The organism is Pseudomonas frederiksbergensis (assembly GCF_001952935.1).
GTDB lineage: Bacteria > Pseudomonadota > Gammaproteobacteria > Pseudomonadales > Pseudomonadaceae > Aquipseudomonas > Aquipseudomonas frederiksbergensis.
On record NZ_CP018319.1, the window covers coordinates 357,562 to 380,137 of the forward strand.

Annotated in this window: 20 protein-coding genes; 12 read left to right on the forward strand and 8 right to left on the reverse strand. The window is 59.6% G+C overall.

The genetic code is table 11. The features are described 5' to 3' along the window. The first annotated feature begins 524 nt into the window (after positions 1–524). Positions 525–776: an outer membrane lipoprotei OprI gene (oprI, locus tag PFAS1_RS01825; protein ID WP_002553018.1), complete on the forward strand. Its 252-nt coding sequence runs from the start codon at positions 525–527 to the stop codon at positions 774–776. Positions 777–901: 125 nt separating this feature from the next. Here oprI and PFAS1_RS01830 read toward each other — a convergent pair whose 3' ends face one another. From PFAS1_RS01830 to PFAS1_RS01840, 3 genes are all read right to left on the reverse strand, one after another. Next, complete coding sequence (locus tag PFAS1_RS01830; protein WP_076027986.1) at positions 902–1,873, reverse strand: L,D-transpeptidase family protein; 972 nt, start codon at positions 1,871–1,873, stop codon at positions 902–904. A gap of 102 nt (positions 1,874–1,975) precedes the next feature. Then, entirely contained in the window at positions 1,976–2,269 is a 294-nt protein-coding gene (locus tag PFAS1_RS01835; protein ID WP_003226812.1) for a hypothetical protein, read from the reverse strand. Between the two features lie 56 nt (positions 2,270–2,325). Further along, a complete protein-coding gene (locus PFAS1_RS01840) occupies positions 2,326–2,931 on the reverse strand; it encodes an arylesterase (protein WP_074878360.1) in 606 nt (201 codons plus the stop codon). A 10-nt stretch (positions 2,932–2,941) separates the two neighbouring features. On the opposite strand from PFAS1_RS01840, the gene PFAS1_RS01845 reads away from it, so the two are divergent. The 3 genes from PFAS1_RS01845 to greB are packed head-to-tail and all read left to right on the forward strand — an operon-like array spanning position 2,942 to position 6,661. Next, complete coding sequence (locus PFAS1_RS01845; protein WP_074878361.1) at positions 2,942–3,625, forward strand: ABC transporter ATP-binding protein; 684 nt, start codon at positions 2,942–2,944, stop codon at positions 3,623–3,625. After that, positions 3,625–6,129: an ABC transporter permease gene (locus PFAS1_RS01850; RefSeq protein ID WP_076027987.1), complete on the forward strand. Its 2,505-nt coding sequence runs from the start codon at positions 3,625–3,627 to the stop codon at positions 6,127–6,129. The genes PFAS1_RS01845 and PFAS1_RS01850 overlap by 1 nt, the downstream gene beginning before the upstream one ends. A 34-nt stretch (positions 6,130–6,163) precedes the next feature. Next, entirely contained in the window at positions 6,164–6,661 is a 498-nt protein-coding gene (gene greB / locus PFAS1_RS01855) for a transcription elongation factor GreB (RefSeq protein WP_076027988.1), read from the forward strand. Positions 6,662–6,679: 18 nt separating this feature from the next. On the opposite strand, the gene PFAS1_RS01860 is transcribed toward greB, so the two are convergent. From PFAS1_RS01860 to PFAS1_RS01870, 3 genes are all read right to left on the reverse strand, one after another. Beyond that, complete coding sequence (locus PFAS1_RS01860; protein ID WP_046056997.1) at positions 6,680–6,988, reverse strand: hypothetical protein; 309 nt, start codon at positions 6,986–6,988, stop codon at positions 6,680–6,682. 247 nt (positions 6,989–7,235) lie between these two features. Then, entirely contained in the window at positions 7,236–7,670 is a 435-nt protein-coding gene (locus tag PFAS1_RS01865; protein WP_074878368.1) for a DoxX family protein, read from the reverse strand. Positions 7,671–7,773: 103 nt separating this feature from the next. Next, positions 7,774–9,195 (reverse strand): MltF family protein, encoded by a 1,422-nt coding sequence (locus PFAS1_RS01870; protein WP_076027989.1) that lies wholly within the window; start codon positions 9,193–9,195, stop codon positions 7,774–7,776. 235 nt (positions 9,196–9,430) lie between these two features. On the opposite strand from PFAS1_RS01870, the gene PFAS1_RS01875 reads away from it, so the two are divergent. After that, positions 9,431–10,237 (forward strand): TatD family hydrolase, encoded by an 807-nt coding sequence (locus PFAS1_RS01875; protein ID WP_076027990.1) that lies wholly within the window; start codon positions 9,431–9,433, stop codon positions 10,235–10,237. Positions 10,238–10,298: 61 nt separating this feature from the next. Here the strand turns inward: PFAS1_RS01875 and PFAS1_RS01880 are convergent, their stop codons facing one another. Next, positions 10,299–11,528 carry an acyl-CoA dehydrogenase gene (locus tag PFAS1_RS01880; protein ID WP_076027991.1) on the reverse strand — a complete coding sequence of 410 codons (1,230 nt, stop codon included), beginning with the start codon at positions 11,526–11,528 and terminating at the stop codon, positions 10,299–10,301. A 165-nt stretch (positions 11,529–11,693) separates the two neighbouring features. On the opposite strand from PFAS1_RS01880, the gene PFAS1_RS01885 reads away from it, so the two are divergent. The 3 genes from PFAS1_RS01885 (at position 11,694) to PFAS1_RS01895 (ending at position 14,264) form a co-directional block, all read left to right on the forward strand. After that, a complete protein-coding gene (locus PFAS1_RS01885) occupies positions 11,694–12,623 on the forward strand; it encodes a LysR family transcriptional regulator (RefSeq protein WP_008148497.1) in 930 nt (309 codons plus the stop codon). Between the two features lie 196 nt (positions 12,624–12,819). Continuing rightward, positions 12,820–13,221, forward strand: a complete 402-nt coding sequence (locus PFAS1_RS01890) for a MerR family transcriptional regulator (protein WP_076027992.1) — start codon at positions 12,820–12,822, stop codon at positions 13,219–13,221. 143 nt (positions 13,222–13,364) lie between these two features. Next, positions 13,365–14,264 (forward strand): hydroxymethylglutaryl-CoA lyase, encoded by a 900-nt coding sequence (locus PFAS1_RS01895; RefSeq protein WP_076027993.1) that lies wholly within the window; start codon positions 13,365–13,367, stop codon positions 14,262–14,264. 681 nt (positions 14,265–14,945) lie between these two features. Here PFAS1_RS01895 and PFAS1_RS01900 read toward each other — a convergent pair. Further along, complete coding sequence (locus tag PFAS1_RS01900) at positions 14,946–16,643, reverse strand: AMP-binding protein (RefSeq protein ID WP_076027994.1); 1,698 nt, start codon at positions 16,641–16,643, stop codon at positions 14,946–14,948. A gap of 359 nt (positions 16,644–17,002) precedes the next feature. On the opposite strand from PFAS1_RS01900, the gene PFAS1_RS01905 reads away from it, so the two are divergent. The 4 genes from PFAS1_RS01905 to PFAS1_RS01920 are packed head-to-tail and all read left to right on the forward strand — an operon-like array spanning position 17,003 to position 22,570. Then, positions 17,003–18,166, forward strand: coding sequence for an isovaleryl-CoA dehydrogenase (locus PFAS1_RS01905; protein WP_076027995.1), 1,164 nt, complete (start codon positions 17,003–17,005; stop codon positions 18,164–18,166). A 12-nt stretch (positions 18,167–18,178) separates the two neighbouring features. After that, complete coding sequence (locus tag PFAS1_RS01910) at positions 18,179–19,786, forward strand: carboxyl transferase domain-containing protein (RefSeq protein ID WP_076027996.1); 1,608 nt, start codon at positions 18,179–18,181, stop codon at positions 19,784–19,786. Between the two features lie 13 nt (positions 19,787–19,799). After that, the gene (locus tag PFAS1_RS01915; protein WP_076027997.1) at positions 19,800–20,615 is read left to right on the forward strand and encodes a gamma-carboxygeranoyl-CoA hydratase; all 816 of its coding nucleotides are present in this window, start codon (positions 19,800–19,802) and stop codon (positions 20,613–20,615) included. After that, on the forward strand, positions 20,615–22,570 hold the full coding sequence (locus PFAS1_RS01920) for an acetyl/propionyl/methylcrotonyl-CoA carboxylase subunit alpha (RefSeq protein WP_076027998.1): 1,956 nt from the start codon (positions 20,615–20,617) through the stop codon (positions 22,568–22,570). Before PFAS1_RS01915 ends, PFAS1_RS01920 begins: the two co-directional genes overlap by 1 nt. Positions 22,571–22,576 lie beyond the last annotated feature (6 nt).

Below are 22,576 nucleotides of genomic sequence, written 5' to 3' on the forward strand. Positions count from 1 at the left end.
TCGCGCAACCGAGCACATATCAAATAGTAGGCACCATTGGCAGAAATGCTCAAGGTACGCTCGTCATCACGCTAAGTGCGGGGGTACTGCTCCGGGTTACGCAGAGACGGCTCGACCAGGATCTCTGAAGATCGACAGCCTGAACATTGCCGGATGTTGAGACTTAAGACGAGCGCCCTTTGTTAAAGTCACCTCAACATGGAGAAAGATATGAGAGGCGCCACGCAGAATCCGAACAAAAGTGTGGACGAATCCATCTAGACAGACTTTGGCCAAGATTCGGAAAAGAGCCGTGGCGCCCGGAACTTTTCTTCGGCGGCTCGCTCAGCTCGGGCCTCCCAGCTGGGTATTTTTTAAACAATGCAGTTAAAAGTTGCTCGAAAAAGAATCAACGCCTACAATTTTTTTGGCTTCTTGCTTTACGTCAGTTTACTTACGACAAGTAATGGGTAGTATGTACGCCGGCTATTTCCTCACTCTGAGGAGACAGCTAACTTAATAGAAAGTCCTTGAAGGGGAACACGATGAACAACGTTCTGAAATTCTCTGCTCTGGCTCTGGCCGCAGTTCTGGCTACCGGTTGCAGCAGCGTATCGAAAGAAACCGAAGCACGTCTGACCGCTACTGAAGACGCAGCTGCTCGCTCCCAGGCTCGTGCAGACGAAGCTTACCGTAAAGCTGATGAAGCTCTGGCTGCTGCTCAAAAAGCACAACAGACTGCTGACGAAGCTAACGAGCGTGCACTGCGCATGCTGGACAAAGCTAGCCGCAAGTAATAGTCCCTCGGGATTGTTATCAAGCCGACCCATTTTTTGGGTCGGCTTTTTTATTGCCCGCTATTTCATACCGGCAATAAAAAACCCGCCGACGCAGTCAGCATCGGCGGGTTCCTTTCATTGCATTACTGCAGCGGGTCGAGCGGCGCAGTCGTCACCATCGGTGCCGAGGCATTCGGCACTCCGATTTCCACCGGCAAACCATCTTCGGCCGCAACCACGTCGCGGACCACATCCCAGTCCATGCGCAGGTTGTTGGTGATGTCCTCACGCTTGAGCATCGCGTTGATCACCGCGGTGTGTTTGTCGACCACAGAGGGGTTGCCCTTGTCGTCCAGCGGCGTGTGTGCTTCCAGATACACCTTGCCGCCACTGACACCGAACTTGTACGGGTCGCTGATAATGCGCACCGACGTGCCTACCGGCACCATGCTCGCCATTTCCAGCACGTTGTTGTTGAACATGCGGAAGCAACCGTGGCTGGTGCGCATGCCGATGCCGAACTTCTTGTTCGAACCGTGGATCAGGTAGCCCGGCGTGCCCAACGTGAACTTGAACGGCCCCAGCGGGTTGTCCGGGCCGGCCGGCACCACGTTCGGCAACGGGTCGCCATCGGCGGCGTGTTCGGCCTTGATCGACGCTGGAGGGGTCCAGGTCGGGTTCGGCGTCTTGGCGATGATGCTGGTATGGGCAATCGGCGAACCCCAGCCTTCACGGCCGATACCCAGCGGGAAGGTGTACACCACGTTCCGGCCTTTGGGGAAGTAATAGAGGCGGTACTCGGCCAGGTTAATGACGATGCCTTCACGCGGGCCAGGTGGCAGGATGAAACGCGTCGGCAGCACCACTTCGGTGCCAGCGCCCGGCAGCCATGGATCGACGCCTGGGTTGGCCGCGACCATTTCCGAATAGCCCAGATCGTAGGTGGTACCAAGGTCGGCGAAGGTATCTTCGTACTTGGCCTTGATCACCTGGACCTGACCGATGATGTCTTCACCGGGCGGTGGCAGGGGCAGCTCCAATGCTGCTACGGGACCCGCCACACAGAGGGCGGCGAGAGACAGGTAGCGGGTGACGGCAGGAAAGCGCGGCAACATCCGGAAAATCCTTCGCATGATCGACAAGGGTATAAAAACGGGATTGTACACCGGCATCTGGAAATTCGGGGAGTTGACCGATAGCAAGCAATCTATCGGATTCTAAAGCTCGAAACGCAGTTCCGGCCAGATCGGCGAGGTGCCGCGTTTTTGCGATTCCAGAATGGCCCGGCACAGCGAGCACAGACGCTGGTCCTGGAACACACGGCGATCGACGCTCGACCAGCGCGGTTGTGCTGGCAACAGGCTGCCGCACAAGGTCCGGTCCGCCGAGCCGCCCAACTCCAGCTGACGGGTCACCAGATGTACCCGCACTTCCTGGCAGGCAAACAGATCCAGCTGTTCGTCAGGCTCGATCAGTTGGTAGGCAAAAAGTGACCAGGCAGGACGCGGCATCGGGGGCTCCAAATCGGGGGCGCCACCTTAGCCGAAACACCGCCGCTAGAAAAGCGTCAAAGCAGCGGTTTCAGTGTAGGCCAGACATTTTCCAGCAACTTGCCCTGAGCCCCGACAGTCGGGTGCAGGCCGTCGGCTTGCATCAAGTCTGGATGACCGCCTACGCCGTCGAGAAAAAACGGCACCAGGGGGATCTTTTTCTCCTCGGCCAACGTGCTGTAGACCTTCGCGAAGGCCTCGGTATAACGAACGCCGTAGTTGGGTGGCAATTGCATGCCGAGTAGCAGCACCTTGGCGCCACTGGCGCGGGAGCTGTCGATCATTGCTGCAAGGTTTTGTTGCAATTGTGTTGGCAGCAATCCGCGCAGGCCATCGTTACCGCCCAACTCGAGGATTACCAGCTCAGGCTTATGCTCTGCAAGCAGCGCGGGCAGGCGCGCCCGGCCTCCGGCGCTGGTGTCGCCGCCAATGGACGCATTGACTACCTTATCGTCGAAACCTTCGCGCTTGAGCCGGTCCTCAAGTAGGGATACCCACCCCAACCGGGTATCCAGCCCGAAACCCGCGCTGATACTATCGCCAACGATCAGGACAGTACCCGCCGCTGCGCTCTGGGCCATGCACATCAAGGCCAGGCCAGCACTCAAAAACCACACACGCATCGGATTCTCCATGGGCGCAAGCATTCTCACCGCGAAGAACCTCAGCAAAGTGGTTCCCAGCGCGGAAGGTGAACTGACTATCCTGCACGAACTGAGCCTGAAACTGAACAAGGGCGACAGTCTGGCCATCGTCGGTGCCTCCGGTTCGGGCAAATCCACCCTTCTGGGCCTGCTCGCCGGTCTCGATCTGCCGAGCAGCGGTGAAGTCACGCTCGCGGGTCAAGCCCTGAGCAATCTCGATGAAGACCAACGGGCGCGCATCCGCGCCGAGCATGTGGGTTTTGTCTTTCAATCGTTCCAGTTGCTGGACAGCCTCAACGCTCTCGAAAACGTGATGCTGCCGCTGGAACTCGATGGCCGCAAGGACGCCCGTGCGCGTGCCACCGAACTGCTGCAACGCGTCGGGCTGGGCCAACGCCTGACCCATTCGCCCCGCCAGCTCTCCGGCGGGGAACAACAGCGCGTGGCGATTGCCCGAGCCTTTGCCGCCGAGCCCGATGTGCTGTTTGCCGACGAACCCACCGGCAACCTCGACAGCCATACCGGCGAGCGCATCAGCGATCTGCTGTTCGAACTCAATCAGGAACGTGGCACGACCCTGGTGCTGGTGACCCACGATGAACGCCTGGCACATCGTTGCCGACGCCTGATCCGCCTTGACGCCGGCCTGCTCGTCCCGCCTCTGGAGGTTTAATGGCACGCCTGCCGCTGTTGCGCCTGTTCAGTCTTGCCATCCGCCAACTGCTGCGCGACGCCCGCGCCGGTGAGTTGCGCGTGTTGTTCTTTGCCTTGCTGGTGGCTGTGGCGGCGAGTACCGCCATCGGCTACTTCGGCGCCCGCCTGAACGGCGCCATGATGCTGCGTGCCACCGAGTTTCTCGGGGCCGACTTGCTGCTTGAAGGTAGCTCTCCCGCACGCCCCGAACAAATTAAAAGCGGCACGGAGCTGGACCTCGAACACGCTCAAGTGGTGGAGTTTTCCAGCGTCATCGCCACTGACAATGGCATTCAGTTGTCCAGTATCAAAGCTGCCGACGACGTCTACCCATTGCGCGGCGAACTGAAAAGCGCCCCTGAGCCCTTCACCCCGGAAGAATCCGGTGGCGGACCGAAACCCGGTGAGGCCTGGGTCGAAGCACGACTGTTGACGGCGCTGGACCTGAAGATCGGCGACAGCATCGACGTCGGCATGCGAACCCTCAAACTGGCGCGAGTGCTGACCTATGAGCCGGACCGCGCCGGCAACTTCTACAGCCTGACGCCACGGGTGCTGATCAACCTCAGCGACCTCGCCGCGACCGGCGTGGTGCAACCCGGCAGCCGGGTCAGTTACCGCGAACTCTGGCGCGGTAAAGCCGAGGCGCTGGAAACCTATCGTCAATTGATCAAACCCGGCCTGGCCGCCAACCAGCGCCTGCAGGATGCCCGCGATGGCAACCGACAGATCGGCGGCGCCCTGGGCAAGGCCGAGCGTTACTTGAATATGGCCAGCTTGGTGGCGGTTCTGCTATCCGGTGTGGCGGTGGCGTTGTCGGCGACACGCTTCGCTACCCGCCGATTCGATGCCAGTGCATTGCTGCGTTGCCTGGGTCTGTCTCGGCGGGAAACCATGGTGCTGTTCAGTTTGCAGCTGACAGTACTCGGACTGCTCGCCAGTTTCTGCGGCGCCCTCATCGGCTGGTTCGCGCAGCTGGGGCTGTTCGCGCTGCTGCATGATTTATTACCGACCGACGTTCCACCGGGCGGTCTGTTTCCCGCCATTGCCGGGATTGGCACCGGATTGGTCGCGCTGGCAGGGTTTGCCTTGCCACCACTGGCGGCACTGGGCCGGGTTCCACCATTGCGGGTGTTGCGTCGGGACATGTTGCCGATCCCTTCCAGCACCTGGATGGTGTACGGCGCGGCATTGGGCGCTCTTGGGCTGATCATGTGGCGTCTGAGCCTGGATCTGCTGCTGACGTTCGCCCTGCTTGGTGGTGGCGTGATCGCAGCGCTGATCCTTGGCGGCTTGTTGTTGCTGCTTCTGAAGAGTCTGCGCCGAATGCTGGCGCGCGCCTCTTTGCCGTGGCGCCTCGGGCTGGGCCAATTGCTGCGTCATCCACTGGCGGCCGCCGGTCAATCCCTTGCCTTTGGCTTGATTCTGCTGTCGATGGCGTTGATCGCTCTGCTGCGTGGCGAGTTGCTGGACACCTGGCAGAACCAGCTGCCGAAAAACGCGCCCAACTACTTCGCGCTGAACATCCTGCCGGCGGACAAACAGGCGTTTACCGATCGCCTGATCGAACTGTCGGCACAATCGGCGCCGCTCTATCCGGTGGTACCTGGACGGCTGATCAGCGTCAACGGTGAGCCGGTTCAGGAAATCGTCAGCAAGGACTCGGCCGGTGATAGAGCGATCCAGCGCGACCTGAGCCTGACATGGGCGGCGGATTTGCCGACGGGCAACAAACTCACTGCGGGTAACTGGTGGGCCGAACAGCCCCCGGATGAAATTCCCGGCGTATCGGTGGAAGGCAAAGTTGCCGAAAGCCTGAAGCTCAAGCTCGGCGATCACATGGTGTTTACCGTGGGTGGCGTCAATCGCGAAGCAACGGTCACCAGCCTGCGGGAGGTCAACTGGGACAACTTCCAGCCTAACTTCTTCATGATCTTCCAGCCCGGCACACTGAAGGATCTGCCGGCGACCTACCTGACCAGTTTTTATCTGGCGGCCGGTCATGATCAGCAGATCGTGGATCTGTCCCGAGCGTTTCCGGCGGTGACCATCTTGCAAGTCGAAGCCTTGCTCGAACAGCTGCGCAGCATCCTCGCCCAAGTCACCCTGGCGGTGGAATACGTGCTGTTGTTCGTGTTGGCGGCGGGGATGGCGGTGTTGTTTTCAGGCTTGCAGGCGACGCTCGATGAACGCATTCGCCAAGGCGCCTTGTTGCGAGCGCTAGGGGCCGAGCGCCAACTGTTGGTCAAGGCCCGGCGGATTGAATTCGGTTTGCTTGGAGCGGTCAGCGGATTGTTGGCAGCGCTGGGTTCGGAACTGGTGAGTATGGTGCTCTACCGCTACGCCTTCGACCTGCCGTGGCATCCGCATCCGTGGTTATTGGTGCTGCCACTGATCGGTGCTGTGCTGATCGGGGGTGCCGGTGTGTTTGGTACGCGCCGTGCGCTGAACGCCAGCCCCCTGACAGTCTTGCGCGAGGGTTGATAGACTCAAGCTCTCTCTACCACAAGAAGTTGCCATGAGCCGTTATCGCCCTCCCCGCCCCGCTGGCACCGCGCTGATCACCCCCGAAGGTGAAGCGCGAATGCGGGCCGAGTTTCATGAGCTCTGGCATGTTCGGCGGCCCCAGGTGACACAGTCAGTCAGCGAGGCCGCGGCACAGGGCGATCGCTCGGAAAACGCCGAATACACCTACGGCAAAAAGATGCTGCGCGAAATCGACAGTCGCGTACGTTTTCTCACCAAGCGGCTGGAAGCGCTCAAAGTCGTCAGTGAAAAACCGAGCGATCCGAACAAAGTCTATTTTGGCGCCTGGGTCACGATCGAAGACGAGGACGGCAAAGAGGCGCGCTACCGTATCGTCGGGCCGGATGAACTGGATTTGAAACTGGGCCTGATCAGCATCGATTCGCCGCTGGCCCGCGCCCTGATCGGCAAGGCGCTGGACGCAGAGGTTCGGGTTCAGACACCGACCGGTGAACAGTGCGTCTATATCGTGGCTATCGATTATCTTTGAGCCGCAGCGCTCTAAACCTCAACGGCGGGTAATCAACCCCTGTCGGGCAACGCGAGTCAGTTGCTTGATCACTTCGGGGGCGTCCTCGAGGCTGGGCGATTGAATCACCGCCAGATCGAAACTGTCGCTGGCAAATCGAGCCAGCGATTCACCCTCTTCGACAAACTGGATCAGGAAGGCCGCTGGCCCACCGGTGCGACGCGGCCAGCCATCGAGATAACGCAAGAGTGTCGGCTGATGTTTGCCGCCAAGCAGGATTTTTGGATTGCGCTGGGTGAGGTGTGCCGTGATCGGCGCGGGGCGTATAACAGGGCTTAGTGCATTCATTGTGTCGTGTCTCTGCCTCAAAAGTCTGCATGGCAGGTGAGAGGCAACACCGAACCAGCGCTTTAGCGGTATTTCGAAGCCTGTTTCAAGCTTCTATCGGCAACTGAATGAGTCACCTGGCGCCCCGCAAGTAGCTGTTTAAATCGGCGCATGGGCAGCATCCTAGAGAAGCTGACCGGACAGTGTCAAGAATGACGAGCAACAAAAAGGCCCGCGCAATGCGGGCCTTTTCATTGAGCCAGAGCGGTCAGCCGGCGATAGCGCGGTCAGCCGAGAGCTTGCCGGCGCCTTCGATCAGCACCGCGATGCTGCCGCCGAGTAGCGCCAGGGCAAATTCATAACCGTTGTTGGCCATGAACAGACCGTTAGGAAGGTGAACCGAGAAGATTGCCACCAGCGAGAGGAAGGTCAGGCCGAAGGCCGCCGGGCGAACCAGCAAGCCAATGATCAATGCCAGGCCGGCGAAGAACTCGGTACCTCCGGCCAGCGTCGCCATCAGGTAGCCCGGCGCCAGGCCGATGCTTTCCATGTATTGCGCGGTGCCCGCCAGACCGTAACCACCGAACGCCCCAAAAAGTTTCTGCGAGCCGTGGGCAGCGAAGATGATGCCGACGAAAATCCGCAAGACAGTCAGGCCGTAGCCGGCGCGGGTAAACATTACCTTGTTGATCAGTGTGCTCATGCTGTGTCATCCGTTGTCAGTGTGTGTTGGTTGGCCGCTATATTAATCAGTAAATCACATGTTAAAAGCGCAATTAATCCGCCATAACAATCAGTTTATTCGATTATTTGCGTGAGGCAACTTTCTGCCCTTGGGGCTCCAACGACTCCCGCTCCCGATCGAACGCCAGGTAATACTTGTTCACGCTATTAACATAGCTGACGGCACCCATACCCACCTGCTCCATGGCGATGCGTTCAACCTGGAAGAACCACTGATTGGGATTCAAACCACGCCGACGAGCCTCGGCACGCATGCCCTGAACCCGTTCCGGCCCCATGTTGTAGGCCGCGAGCACGAACGCCATGCGCTCGCGCTCGTTGAGTTTGGGACTGGCAAAGAACTTGCGACGAATCATCGCCAGGTACTTGGCCCCGGCCTTCACATTGGCATCGAGATTCTGAATGTTGTCGACCCCCACCCGTTGGGCGGCGGACGGGGTAATCTGCATCAGCCCGGTAGGGCCGCTGCCACTGCGGGCATTGGGTTGCAGGGCCGATTCCTTGAATGCCAGGGCCGCCAGATTCAACCAGTCCATGCCTTGGGCTTCGGCGTGTTTTTGCAGCACCGGTCGAAGTTTCTCGAGACGCTGTCGATCAGCTTTGGCCAATGGATAGTGCACTTGATACAGACGTCGATAGATCCGCAGGAACGCGGCATCCTGATCCGATGGTTTTTTGTAACCGGTCAGGAAGCGATCAATGCTCGCGCGCAACATTGAGGCGTCACGGCGCACGAACCAGAACTCTTCGCCCGGTTCACTGATGAGCACCTGCCGATCGAAACGCAACTTGGGCAGGATCTTGCCCCAGCGCTCGGCAATGGGTTGCTCGACGATCGTCAGGTGAAAGATTCCGCCCTGGACCATTTCCAGCACGTCCTCGACTGCCAGACTGGGATCGACCCACTCGATGGTCACCGGTGGCAGCTTGAGCAACGCGAGCTTTTGATTGATCTGGCTGACCGCATCCCCGGCGGCACTGCCGGTGGGCAACGCCAGGGTTTTGCCAGAGAGTTGTTCGAGACGGGTGTAACGTCGCTCGCCTTTGATCCCGACCAATATCATCGGGATGTTGCTGGCAATCCGTTTACTGGTGCTGACCGCATGGCCAGGTTGCAGGTCCAGCAGCTCCCCCGGCGCGACCAGATCACCCTCACCGCGCTGCAAAGCACCGATCAGTTGATCCTTGCCCTTGGGAATGATCTTGAGAGTAATTTCCTGACCGTCACGGGCGTGACCGTTGAGGTATTGCTCGAAGGCTCGCAAGCGGTGGTATTCAACACCGATGGCCTGACCCTGGACTTCACCGGAGCTGTTGCGGCTCTGGTTGACCAGCACCCGCAACACCCGACTGCTGCGGATTTCCGCCAAGTCGCGGACTTTGGTCGCAGGCACGGCTTGCAGCGGTCCGGCCAGACGCGCAACCGCCGGCATCGGCAGCAGCAACGAACAACACAGCAGTAGCAAAACCGAGGGACGTGTCATCCACTCTCCAGAAAGAATACTGGGCCGATTTCAAGAATTTTCATGAAATCGAACGACAGAAACAGAGCGCCGTGAGCGCTGGCAAAGTGCGAAAGACTGGCGCAGCGATGGCACCACGGCCACCCTGACCTGTCTCGCGGCATCAAGAGACAGCTTTAACTCATTGTAGTTCTTGGCTTTTCTTATAAATCTACAGCTCTGATATGCTTTCCGGCCTTTGGTCCGAGGTAGCACCATGCAACTCATCGATATCGGCGTCAACCTGACCAATCCCAGTTTTGCCGACAAACACCAGGCTGTACTCGACCGCGCCTACGCGGCCGGGGTCTGCCAATTGGTGCTCACCGGCACCAGTGTCGAGGGCAGCGAGCAAGCGCTGGAACTGTGCCGGCACCTGGACGAAACGACTCAACGGCTGTTCGCCACCGCCGGGATTCATCCCCACAGCGCCAGCGACTGGAACGCCGACAGCGCCCAGCGCCTGCGCAGTTTGCTCAAGGAGCCAAACGTCGTGGCGGTCGGCGAATGCGGGCTGGATTTCAATCGTGATTTCTCGCCGCGCCCGCAGCAGGAAAAAGTTTTGGAAAAGCACTTGGAGTTGGCGGTCGAGCTGCAACTGCCGGTGTTCCTCCACGAACGCGACGCCAGCCAGCGCTTGCTGGAAATCCTTCGCGATTATCGTGATCAGTTGCCGGCCGCCGTGGTGCACTGCTTCACGGGCGAAAAGAAGGCGTTGTTCAGTTATCTCGATCTGGATTTGCACATCGGGATCACCGGCTGGATCTGCGACGAGCGCCGGGGCACGCACCTGCATCCGTTAGTGAAAGAGATCAAGCGGGGACGGTTGATGCTGGAGAGCGATGCGCCGTATCTGTTGCCGCGCAGCCTGCGACCCAAGCCGAAAAATGGTCGCAATGAACCGGCGTATCTGACCGAAGTGTTGCGGGAAGTGGCGTTGCATCGCGGGGAGAGCGAAGAAGAGCTGGCGGCTCACAGCACGGCGTGTGCGCGAGCATTCTACGGGTTGCCTGCTGTTGACTGATGCAGCCTCAACGCTATCGCGAGCCTGATCAGGCCCGCGATACAAGCGTCGCGGTCTTGTCTTAGTGACTGCTGCGCATCATCTCTTTCGGTACGTACTTGCCGATCTCGAACTTGCCGATCGCCGCGCGGTGCACTTCGTCGGGGCCGTCGGCCAGGCGCAAGGTGCGTTGCATCGCATACATATAGGCCAGCGGGAAATCGTTGGACACCCCTGCCCCACCATGGATCTGGATCGCCCGGTCGATCACCCGTAAGGCCACGTTCGGTGCGACAACCTTGATCTGAGCGATTTCGCTTTTCGCAACCTTGTTGCCGACGGTGTCCATCATGTACGCCGCTTTTAATGTCAGCAGGCGTGCCATGTCGATTTCCATTCGTGAGTCGGCGATTTTATCGATATTGCCGCCCAGACGTGCCAAAGGCTTACCGAACGCAGTACGGGTTACCGCCCGTTTGCACATCAGTTCCAATGCTCGTTCGGCCATGCCGATTGAACGCATGCAGTGGTGAATCCGCCCTGGGCCAAGGCGACCCTGAGCGATTTCGAAGCCGCGTCCTTCGCCCAACAGGACGTTTTCGTACGGCACACGGACGTTTTCGAACAGCACTTCGGCGTGGCCGTGAGGGGCGTCGTCGTAACCGAACACGGGCAGCGGACGAACGATCTTCACGCCTGGAGCATCCACCGGCACCAGAATCATCGAGTGCTGCGCATGACGCGGCGCGTCAGGATCGCTCAGGCCCATAAAGATCAGAATCTTGCAGCGTGGATCGCAGGCACCTGAAGTCCACCACTTTTTGCCGTTGATCACCCACTCGTCGCCATCACGCACGGCGCGGGCGGCCATGTTAGTGGCATCGGACGAGGCCACGTCCGGTTCAGTCATGGCGAACGCCGAGCGGATCTCGCCGCGCAGTAACGGTTCGAGCCAGCGCTGCTTCTGCTCTTCGTTGGCGTAACGCACCAGCACTTCCATGTTGCCGGTGTCTGGCGCGGAGCAGTTGAACGGCTCGGGGCCCAGCAGCGAACGGCCCATGATTTCGGCCAGCGGCGCGTACTCAAGGTTGGTCAGGCCGGCGCCGAGTTCGGACTCAGGCAGAAACAAATTCCACAAACCTTCAGCCTTGGCCTTGAGTTTGAGCTCCTCCATGATTGCCGTCGGCTGCCAGCGATCGCCTTCGGCGACCTGGCGCTCGAACACCGCTTCAGCGGGATAAACGTAGGTATCCATGAACGCGGTCACGCGCTCACGCAGTTCTTGCACCTTGGGCGAATAAGCGAAATCCATGGGCAGCTCTACCTTTTGACTGAGGGTTTTGATGAGTTGTTCAGGTCATGCAATCGATGCTAGAACAGCTACGAAAATTTACCTAGCCTATTCTCGGCGTGTATTAACATTCATCACCGATATATGATCGGCTGATCGAGAGCCCAACAATAAGAGTGCAGCGCAATGAATCTGAGCAAGGTCGACCTCAACCTTTTCATCGTCTTCGACGCGATCTACACCGAAGCCAACCTCACCCGCGCCGGGCAGATTGTCGGCATTACTCAACCGGCGGTCTCGAACGCCCTGGCCCGTCTGCGCGAGACCTTCAATGACCCGTTGTTCGTGCGCACCGCTCAGGGCATGGTCCCGACGCCCATGGCGCAGAACATTATCGGGCCGGTGCGCAACGCCCTCTCCCTGCTGCGGGTGTCGGTGCAGGAAAGCCGTATTTTCAACCCGTTGCAGGCGGTCAAGACCTACCGCATCAGCATGACCGACCTCACTGAAGCGGTAATCCTGCCGCCGCTGTTCCAGCGCCTGCGTCGCCTGGCACCGACGGTGATCATCGAAAGCTTCCTGTCCAAGCGCCGCGAGACCACCAAGGAACTGGCGGCCGGGCGTCTTGATTTCGCTGTCGACGCGCCGCTCAATACAGACCCGCAAGTGCGCCACGTCAAGTTGATGGAAGACCGTTATGTGTGCGCCATGCGCAAGGGCCATCCGCTGGCAGGCAAAGAAAAGTTCACCCTCGACGATTACCTGTCGCTGACCCATATCCATATCTCCAGCCGCCGTAGCGGTCTGGGCCATGTCGACCTGGCCTTGGGCAAAATGGGCATCCAGCGCAAGATCGCCCTGCGATCCCAGCATTACTTGATGGCATCCCAGGTGTTGCAGCAGACCGACATGGTGATGACCGTGCCGGAACGCTTTGCCCGTCGCCATGATTTGTACTCGGTGAACCTGCCGGTCAACGATGTGCCGCCGGTGGAAACCCACCTCTATTGGCACGAAAGCACCGACCAGGACCCGGCCAACCGCTGGATGCGCGAGCAGATGATCGAGTTGTGCCAGCAGGTGACGGCACATGAGAAGAAGCTCGATAAGGTGTAGGACTTTTGACCGAGGCGCCCCCATCGCGAGCAGGCTCACTCCCACATTTACCCCGGTTCTTTCAGAAAGAATGCGGTCGAATGTAGGAGCGAACCTGCTCGCGATGGGGCCGGCACTGACAGCAAAAATCCACGCCCCTTGACGTAAACGTCAACCTGCCATTAGCTTAGCGCCATGACCTTTTTCGAGCGCTTCCATGAGCAGCCAGACCTATAGCATTTCCGACCTCGCCCGCGAGCTCGACATCACCACCCGGGCCATTCGCTTTTATGAAGAGCAAGGCCTGCTCAGCCCCGAGCGGCGCGGTCAGGAGCGTATCTACTCGCCCCGTGACAAAGTCAGCCTGAAGCTGATCCTGCGGGGCAAGCGCATTGGTTTCTCCCTTGCCGAATGCCGCGAGCTGATCGAACTCTACGACCCCACCGGTGGCAATCAGAAACAGCTGCAAACCATGCTGACCAAAATCGCCGAACGCCGCGAACAGCTGGAGCAGCAGATGCTCGACATCGAACAGATGAAGCTGGAGCTGGACACCGCGCAGGAGCGTTGCACCCAGGCGCTGGAACAGACGATCAAAAACCAGCAGGTCATTCAGTAGGTCTACACAAATCTAATGTGGGAGCGGGCTTGCTCGCGAAGGCGATCAGTCAGCCAACATCAATGTTGAATGTAAGTCGGCTTTCGCGAGCAAGCCCGCTCCCACATTTGAACAGTGTTCGTCCATAACAATAGGTCAATCCCATGTCCCTACCCACTCACGTACGCCTGGTCGAAGTCGGCCCACGCGACGGTCTGCAAAACGAAGCCCAACCCATCAGCGTTGCGGACAAGGTGCAACTGGTCGACGCGCTGACCGCCGCCGGGCTCGGCTATATAGAAGTCGGCAGTTTCGTGTCGCCCAAATGGGTGCCGCAAATGGCCGGTTCCGCCGACGTCTTTGCTCAGATCCAGCGCAAGCCTGGGGTGACGTATGGTGCACTCGCCCCCAACCTGCGCGGGTTTGAAGACGCCATCGCAGCCGGGGTCAAGGAAGTCGCGGTCTTCGCTGCCGCGTCGGAATCGTTTTCCCAGCGCAACATCAACTGCTCGATCAGTGAAAGCCTGGAGCGCTTCGTGCCGATCATGGACGCCGCCAGGCAACACGGTGTCAGCGTGCGTGGTTACGTGTCCTGTGTGCTGGGCTGCCCTTACGAAGGTGACGTCGCGCCCGAGCAAGTTGCGCGGGTCGCTCGTGAGCTCTACGCGATGGGCTGCTATGAAGTTTCCCTTGGCGACACCATCGGCACCGGCACCGCTGGCGCGACCCGCAAGATGTTCGACGTGGTGTCGGCCGATGTACCCCGTGAAAAACTCGCCGGGCACTTCCACGACACCTATGGCCAGGCCATGGCCAACATTTATGCCAGCCTGCTGGAAGGTATCTCGGTGTTCGACAGCTCCATCGCCGGCCTCGGCGGCTGCCCCTACGCCAAGGGCGCCAGCGGTAACGTCGCGACCGAAGATGTGGTTTACCTGCTCAACGGCCTGGGTATCGAAACCGGTATCGACCTGGACGCGTTGATTCTGGCCGGTCAGCAGATTTGCACGGTGCTGGGGCGAGCGACCGGTTCGCGCGTGGCCAAGGCTCGTAGCGCACAGTGAGTGGGCGGATGTGTCCGGGTGTTACCGCTGCGTCTGAAACGTGGGGGGCAAGCGAGTAACACGGAAACAAATCGTTGGGTTTTGCCAGAACGAAAAATCCTATAAATTCACAACTAATTGTTTTTAAAGGACTTTTAAAAGTTGGCACGGCTTCTGCTATCTCTATGGCATAACAAGAACAAAAAAAGCGGCAAACCTAATAAAAATAAGACGTAACGACTCTGACATAACAAAAACAACACGGCAGAGACGCAGCTAACAGATTTTTTTGGAGAGGATGTGCTTTTCAGGGTGCTTTTCGGAGTAACCCGCAACCGGGCAGAGAACAATAAAACTACCTTCAGGTAGCTCCCGAACTGGTTGGATCGCTTGGCGAAAAAGTAGATCAGCGCTCAAAAAAATACGTTTGCTCTTGATCCCGGATGGGGATCGACAAAAACAGCGGTAAAGGGTCACGGTTTCCAAAAACAACAACAGACCGCCCCTCAATAATAAAAAAAGAGCACGTAACGACAAAATTAAAGGGGAGCTTCGGCTCCCCTTTGTGCTTTCTGGTGTTTGCCATTTCCGCTGCCCCCCCTGCGGGAGCGAGCCTGCTCGCGATAGCGGTGGTTCAGTCGACATCTATATTGGATGTGCTGCCGTCATCGCGAGCAGGCTCGCTCCCACAAGGAATGGTGGTCAGGCGTGATTACCGCGCAATTCCTCGATACTGATTTCCCGCATCCGAAACTTCTGGATCTTCCCGGTCACGGTCATCGGAAACTCATCGACGAATTTGAAGTAACGCGGTGTCTTGAAGTGCGCGATGCGTTCCTTGCACCACGCTTGCAGCTCCTGCTCGGTAGCACTGTGGCCCGGATGGAATTTGATCCAGGCGACAATCTCTTCGCCATACCGCGAGCACGGAATCCCGATCACTTGCACATCCGCCACCGCCGGGTGGGTAAAGAAGAATTCTTCCAGCTCCCGCGGGTAAACATTCTCACCGCCGCGGATGATCATGTCCTTGTTGCGTCCGGCAATGCATACGTAGCCTTCGTCGTTCATGCTCGCCAGATCACCCGTGTGCATCCAGCCGGCCTGATCGATGGCCTCGGCGGTGCCTTGCGGATTGTTCCAGTAACCGAGCATCACGCTGTAGCCGCGGGTGCACAGCTCACCGATAGTGCCGCGCGGCACCAGGTTGCCCGCTTCGTCGATGATCTTGCTTTCCAATTGCGGCTGGGTGCGGCCGACGGTGGTAACACGCAATTCCAGTTCGTCTGACGGACCAGTCTGCAATGACACCGGACTTGTTTCCGTCATGCCGTAGGCAATCTGCACTTCGCTCATGTGCATTTCACTGATGACCCGACGCATCACTTCGATCGGACAGGTCGCCCCGGCCATGATCCCGGTGCGCAGACTCGACAGATCGAACTCAGCACGCTTTGGCTGATCGAGCATGGCAATGAACATGGTCGGTACGCCGTAAAGCGCGGTGGCCTTTTCTTCGGCGACGGTGGTCAGGGTCAGCAGTGGATCGAACGCATCGTTGGGGTAAATCATGGTGCTGCCGTGCGTCATGCAACCGAGGTTGCCCATGACCATGCCGAAGCAGTGATACAGCGGCACCGGGATGACCAGACGATCACTCGCGGTCAGGCCGAGGCTTTCGCCGACCATGTAACCGTTATTGAGAATGTTGTAGTGACTGAGGGTCGCGCCCTTGGGGAAGCCGGTGGTGCCGGAGGTGTACTGGATGTTTACCGCCTGGTCGAAATGCAGGCTGTTTTGACGTTCGCTCAACTGCTGCGCCGACACGCTTCCCGCAAGATCGGTCAATTGCGACCACGGCAGGAAACCCGATGGCGGCTGAGCATCAAGGCTGATGACACCGCGCAGCTCTGGCAAGCGTTCGCTCTGCAATTTTCCGATGGATTGCTCAGCCAGTTCGGGAACGAGGCCCTGCAGCATCCCGTGATAGTCGGAGGTCTTGAAGGCACCGGCGCAAACCAGCCATTGGCAACCGGATTGCTTCAATACGTACTCGAGTTCGGAGCTGCGGTAGGCCGGGTTGATGTTGACCAGAATTACGCCGATTTTCGCGCTGGCGAACTGGCTGATACACCATTGCGCACAGTTCGGTGCCCAGATACCCAGACGATCACCGGCCTGCAAGCCCAGCGCCAACAGCGCTTTGGCATGCAGATCCACGGCTTCGGCCAGTTGCTGCCAGGTGTAGCGCAACTGTTGATGGCGCACGACCAGCGCCTCCCCGGTCGGGTATTGCGCGACGGTGTTATCGAACGCCTGGCCGATGGTCATCGCCAGCAAGGCTTTGTCCTGGGAACCACGGGTGTAACTACGCTGCGGGCTTGCACTGGGTTGATCCATGACGACCCCTATTGTCTTTATTAGTGGGTGTTACGGCGCCCCCCAGTGGGAGCGACCTGTCGCGAGGGGATTTATCCCCGTTGGGTCGCGAAGCGGCCCCAAATCGCTGATTACGGTGTGTCAGAGAAGCCGTATTCACCGGGTTTGCGACTGCTTCGCAGCCGAACGGGGATAAATCCCCTCGCCACAGGTGCTCCCACAGAGGTTGGTTCGCCTTCTATGAACTGGCTCTACTCTCGCTCAAGTTGACGTTAACGTAAAGGGTGATTGACAGCCATTCGTCACAGGCTTACGTTAACGTAAAGGTGAGAACCAAATCACGGCCCTCCCGACCCTACAAAAAAGCCAAAAGGTGACCCATGAGCTACCCATCCCTGAACTTTGCCCTCGGTGAAACCATCGACATGCTGCGCGATCAGGTTCAGTCCTTCGTCGCCAAAGAGATCGCGCCGCGCGCCGCTCAGATCGACATCGACAACCTGTTCCCCGCCGACCTGTGGCGCAAATTCGGCGACATGGGCCTGCTGGGTGTGACCGTTCCAGAAGAATACGGCGGTGCTGGCCTGGGTTACCTGGCCCACGTGGTGATCATGGAGGAAATCAGCCGCGGTTCGGCCTCGGTCGCCCTGTCCTACGGCGCGCACTCCAACCTCTGCGTCAACCAGATCAACCGCAACGGCAATCACGAACAGAAAAGCAAATACCTGCCCAAGCTGATCAGCGGCGAGCACATCGGCGCCTTGGCCATGAGCGAACCGAATGCCGGTTCCGACGTGGTGTCGATGAAACTGCGCGCCGATAAACGCGGCGACCACTACGTCCTCAATGGCAGCAAAACCTGGATCACCAACGGCCCTGACGCCAACACCTACGTGATCTACGCCAAGACCGACCTGGAAAAAGGCCCTCACGGCATCACCGCGTTCATCGTAGAACGTGATTCCAAAGGCTTCAGCCGCAGCAACAAATTCGACAAGCTCGGCATGCGCGGCTCCAACACCTGCGAGCTGTTCTTCGATGACGTCGAGGTGCCGGAAGAAAACATCCTCGGCGTGCTCAATGGCGGCGTGAAGGTGCTGATGAGCGGCCTCGACTACGAGCGCGTTGTGCTCTCGGGTGGTCCAACCGGGATCATGCAGGCCTGCATGGACCTGATCGTGCCGTACATCCACGACCGCAAGCAGTTCGGCCAAAGCATCGGCGAATTCCAGCTGATCCAGGGCAAGGTCGCCGACATGTACACCCAACTCAACGCCAGCCGCGCCTACCTCTATGCGGTAGCGCAAGCGTGCGAACGCGGCGAAACCGCCCGCAAGGACGCCGCCGGAGTCATCCTCTACAGCGCCGAATGCGCAACCCGAATGGCCCTCGACGCGATCCAGATTCTCGGTGGCAATGGCTACATCAACGAATTCCCGGCCGGTCGTCTGCTGCGTGACGCCAAGCTGTACGAAATCGGTGCCGGCACCAGTGAGATCCGTCGCATGCTGATCGGTCGCGAACTGTTCAACGAAACCCGCTAAACGGAGCTGTCCATGGCTATCCTGCATACCCAGCTCAACCCCCGTTCGGCGGAGTTCGCGGCCAACAGCGCGGCGATGCTCAAACAGGTCGACGACTTGCACACCCTGCTCGCCAAAGTGCAGCAAGGTGGCGGCCCGAAGGCGCAAGAGCGCCACACCTCTCGGGGCAAACTGTTGCCTCGTGAACGGATCAATCGCCTGCTCGATCCGGGTTCGCCGTTTCTCGAGATCAGCCAATTGGCGGCTTACGAGGTGTATGGCGAAGACGTTCCGGCCGCTGGCGTGATTGCCGGGATCGGCCGTGTGGAAGGCGTCGAATGCATGATCGTCGCCAACGACGCCACCGTAAAAGGCGGTTCGTATTACCCGCTGACCGTGAAAAAACACCTGCGCGCCCAAACCATCGCCCAGCAGAACCGTTTGCCGTGCATTTATCTGGTGGACTCTGGCGGCGCCAACCTGCCACGTCAGGATGAAGTGTTCCCGGACCGTGAACACTTCGGACGGATCTTCTTCAACCAGGCCAACATGAGCGCCATGGGCATCCCGCAAATCGCGGTGGTCATGGGTTCCTGCACCGCCGGTGGCGCGTACGTGCCGGCCATGGCCGACGAAGCGATCATGGTGCGCGAACAAGCGACGATCTTCCTCGCCGGCCCGCCGCTGGTGAAAGCCGCGACCGGTGAAGTAGTCAGCGCCGAAGACCTCGGCGGGGCCGATGTGCACTGCAAGATTTCCGGGGTGGCCGACCATTACGCCGAGAGCGACGAACACGCCTTGGCCATTGCACGACGCAGCATCGCCAACCTCAACTGGCGAAAACTCGGTGAACTGCAACAGCGCACACCCATCGCCCCGCTCTATAACAGCGACGAGTTGTACGGCGTGGTGTCGGCGGATGCCAAGCAGCCGTTCGACGTGCGTGAAGTGATTGCGCGGTTGGTGGACGGTTCGGTGTTCGACGAATTCAAAGCGTTGTTCGGGACGACCCTGGTGTGCGGCTTTGCCCACTTGCACGGTTACCCGATCGCGATCCTCGCCAACAACGGCATTCTGTTCGCCGAAGCCGCGCAGAAAGGCGCGCACTTCATCGAGCTGGCCTGTCAGCGTGGCATTCCGTTGCTGTTCCTGCAAAACATCACCGGTTTCATGGTCGGCCAAAAGTACGAGGCCGCCGGCATCGCCAAGCACGGCGCGAAACTGGTGACCGCGGTGGCGTGCGCCAAGGTGCCGAAATTTACCGTGATCATCGGCGGCAGTTTCGGCGCCGGTAACTACGGCATGTGTGGGCGAGCTTACGATCCACGTTTCTTGTGGATGTGGCCGAACGCACGCATCGGCGTGATGGGCGCCGAGCAGGCGGCGGGTGTTTTGGTGCAGGTCAAACGCGAGCAGGCCGAACGCAGTGGTCACGGTTTCAGCGCCGAGCAGGAAGCCGAGATCAAGCAACCGATCCTCGATCAATACGAAGAGCAGGGTCATCCCTACTACTCAAGCGCCCGGTTGTGGGACGACGGCGTCATCGACCCGGCGCAAACCCGGGATGTATTGGCCCTGGCCTTGTCGGCGTCGCTGAATGCGCCAATCGAACCGAGCCGCTTCGGCGTGTTCCGGATGTGATCGGGAGAAAATCATGAGCGACTTCAATACCCTCGAACTGCTGACCGACCCGCGTGGTTTTGCGACCCTGTGGCTCAGCCGTGAAGAAAAGAACAACGCCTTCAACGCCGAAATGATCCGCGAACTGATCCTCGCCCTGGACAAAGTGTCGAGCGACGCCAGCCTGCGTTTTCTGCTGGTGCGTGGACGCGGCAAGCATTTCAGCGCTGGTGCAGATCTGGCCTGGATGCAGCAATCGGCCGAACTCGATTACCACACCAACCTCGACGACGCCCGGGAACTGGCGGAGTTGATGTACAACCTCGCCAAGCTGAAAATCCCGACGCTGGCGGTGGTGCAAGGCGCTGCATTCGGTGGTGCGCTGGGCCTGATCAGTTGCTGCGACATGGCCATCGGCGCCGATGACGCGCAGTTCTGCCTGTCGGAAGTGCGCATCGGCCTGGCCCCGGCGGTGATCAGCCCGTTCGTGGTGCAAGCCATCGGTGAACGCGCGGCACGTCGCTACGCGCTGACTGCCGAGCGTTTCGGCGGACAACGCGCGCGGGAAATCGGCTTGTTGTCGGAGAGTTATCCGATCGCTGAGCTGGAACAGAAAGTCGAACAGTGGATCGACAACCTGCTGCTCAACAGTCCGGCCGCCCTGCGCGCCAGCAAGGACTTGCTGCGCGAAGTCGGCCACGGCGCGCTGACTCCGGCACTACGCCGCTACACCGAAAACGCCATCGCCCGCATCCGCGTCAGCCCCGAAGGTCAGGAAGGCCTGCGGGCCTTTCTGCAAAAACGTCCGCCGAGCTGGCAAGCCGAAACCACCACCAAGGAGCCGCGTTGATGAGCGCACCTGTTCTCACCACCCTGCTGGTGGCCAACCGCGGCGAAATCGCTTGCCGGGTGATGCGCACCGCCAAAGCCCTGGGCCTGACCACCGTCGCCGTGCACAGCGCCACCGACCGTGAAGCCCGACACAGCCGCGAAGCGGATATCCGCGTCGACCTCGGTGGCAGCAAAGCCGCCGACAGTTACTTGCAAATCGACAAACTGATCGCCGCCGCCAAGGCCAGTGGCGCTCAGGCGATTCATCCCGGTTATGGCTTTCTTTCCGAAAACGCCGGGTTCGCCCGCGCCATCGAAGAAGCGGGACTGATTTTCCTCGGCCCGCCCGCCTCGGCCATCGATGCGATGGGCAGCAAATCCGCGGCCAAAGCCTTGATGGAAACCGCCGGCGTGCCATTGGTGCCCGGCTATCACGGTGAAGCGCAGGACTTCGACACGTTCCGCGACGCCTGCGCACGCATCGGTTATCCAGTGCTGCTCAAGGCCACCGCAGGCGGCGGCGGCAAAGGCATGAAAGTGGTCGAGGACGTCAGTCAGTTGGCCGAAGCCCTGGCCTCGGCCCAACGTGAAGCGAAATCCTCGTTCGGTGATTCGCGGATGCTGGTGGAAAAGTACCTGCTCAAACCGCGTCACGTGGAAATCCAGGTTTTCGCCGACCAGCACGGCAATTGCCTGTACCTCAACGAACGTGATTGTTCGATCCAGCGTCGCCACCAAAAAGTCGTTGAAGAAGCACCCGCTCCAGGCTTGAGCCCGGAGCTGCGTCGCGCCATGGGTGAGGCCGCCGTGCGTTCGGCACAGGCCATCGGTTATGTCGGTGCCGGCACCGTGGAATTTCTGTTGGATTCGCGGGGTGAGTTCTTCTTCATGGAGATGAACACTCGCCTGCAAGTCGAACACCCGGTCACCGAAGCCATCACCGGCCTCGATCTGGTGGCCTGGCAGATTCGCGTGGCCCGCGGCGAAGCGCTGCCGATGACTCAAGATCAGGTTCCGCTGATCGGCCATGCCATCGAAGTGCGCTTGTATGCCGAAGACCCGGGCAACGATTTCCTGCCGGCGACCGGTCGACTGGAGCTGTATCGCGAATCCACGCAAGGTCCGGGACGGCGGGTAGACAGCGGCGTCGAGGAAGGCGATGAAATTTCACCGTTCTACGACCCAATGCTCGGCAAACTGATTGCCTGGGGCGAGGATCGTGAACAGGCGCGACTGCGGCTGCTGAGCATGCTCGATGAGTTCGCCATTGGCGGACTCAAGACCAACATCAACTTCCTGCGCCGGATCGTCGGCCATCCGGCGTTTGCTGCGGCCGAACTGGATACCGGGTTCATTCCGCGTTATCAGGAAGAGCTGCTGCCAGTCGCCTCGGACCTCAGTGACGAGTTCTGGCAAGCCGCCGCCCAGGCTTTTACCCAAAGCCAGCCGAGGACAACTCGTGCCGATGACCCGGTTTCGCCTTGGGCCAACAGCAATGGTTTCCGTGCTGGACTGCCGACAGAAATCACCCTGCATTTGAGTTGTGAAGACCAGGATCGCGCGCTGACGTTGGGCGACGCCGACGCCCACACCGCTCAACTCAAGGGTGAGCAACTGCTGACCGAGCACAACGGCCTGCGCCGCCAGCATCGGGCAATCCGCCGGGGCGAGGTGCTGTATCTGCAATGGGAAGGTGAACTGCGCCGCATCGAGTCCTACGACCCGATCAGCGCCATCGAGGCCAGCCACAGCCATCACGGCGGGCTGACCGCGCCCATGAATGGCAGCATCGTGCGGGTATTGGTGGAAGCCGGGCAAACGGTCGAAGCCGGGGCGCAGTTGGTGGTGCTGGAGGCGATGAAGATGGAACACAGCATTCGTGCACCACACGCCGGGGTGATCAAGGCGCTGTATTGCCAGGAAGGCGAGATGGTCAGCGAAGGCAGTGCGTTGGTCGAATTTGAAGACGCATGAAATGAA